Origin of the sequence: Streptomyces synnematoformans (assembly GCF_039531005.1) — a bacterium.
Classification (GTDB): domain Bacteria; phylum Actinomycetota; class Actinomycetes; order Streptomycetales; family Streptomycetaceae; genus Streptomyces; species Streptomyces synnematoformans.
In genome coordinates this window covers 1-1,022 of record NZ_BAAAPF010000701.1, presented here as the reverse complement: position 1 = coordinate 1,022, position 1,022 = coordinate 1, and the positions used below count along the sequence as shown (strand labels likewise).

The window sequence follows — 1,022 nt, the reverse complement described above, 5'->3', positions numbered from 1 at the left end:
GTCGCGTCCGCCCCGGACGGGACCCGGCGGGCCCGGCTTCACCGCCGGGCCCGCCGCCCCGCCGTCCGCGTCAGCCGCCGATCACCCCCACGTCCCTGATCTGCGGCACCGCCCCGCCGTGCGACCACCGCAGCCGCACCTCCGCCACCGCCCCGCCGGGCACGGGGAGTTCCGTGTACGCGCCCGCGGGGCGGCCCGCGGTGCGCCACGGGCCGTCCGGCTCGTTCCGTACCTGCATGCGCGCGCCCGCGGCCGGCGCGCTCTGCGGGCGGAGCACCACCAGCGACCTCCCCGCGCGCGGCTCCGCGAAGCGGACGTCCAGCGCCTCGACGGCCTCGGCCGCGCGGGCGGCGCGGTAGGCGGAGGCGGTGTCGCCGTCCGCGGCGGCGGCCAGGGAGCTGCCCTCGGCCGCCGGCGGGCCGCCGGTCACCGCCGTCGAACCGCCACCGGAGACGGTGAACTCCCGTACCACGAGCCAGTTGCCCTGCCCCGCGGTCGCCCGGGCGCGCACGTACCGCGCCTTCGTGCCCTCCGGCGCCGTCGCCTCGACGTCCGGCGTGCCGGAGAAGGCGGCCAGCTCCGTCCACGTCTCGCCGTCGGCGGAGTACTCCAGCACGCCCCGGTGGAGGTAGTCGTCCGGGCTGCCGGGCTTGGCCATCGCCAGCGAGACGGTGCCGATCTCCCGCTCGCCGTGCAAGTCCACGCTGACCCACGCGCCGGCGCCCGGCGAGCCGTCGCTCCAGAAGAACGTCGAGTCGTCGCCGTCCGTCATCCGGTCCACGGTGTTGCCCCCGTACGTGCCGAGGTTCGTCGCGCCCTTCGGCCGCGCGGGCAGCCCGAGCGAGCGGTCGTGCGCCGCGGCGGCGTCCGCGACGAAGGCGTCGAGCACGCCCTCGCCGACGACGACCGGCACCTCGCGCCCGCCGAGCCCCGTGTAGACGTGCGCCTTCGCCCGCGCCACCAGCTCCGGCAGCCGCTGCCGCAGCCGCCAGGCGCGCGCGCCGTCGCCGTCGCGGGCGCCG

1 protein-coding gene is annotated in these 1,022 nt (G+C 79.2%); it reads right to left on the bottom strand.

The genetic code is table 11. From position 1 onward, the window contains the following. Positions 1 to 70: 70 nt before the first annotated feature. A partial coding sequence (locus tag ABD317_RS37220) for a discoidin domain-containing protein (RefSeq protein WP_344296537.1) occupies positions 71 to 1,022 on the bottom strand: 952 nt, incomplete at its 5' end.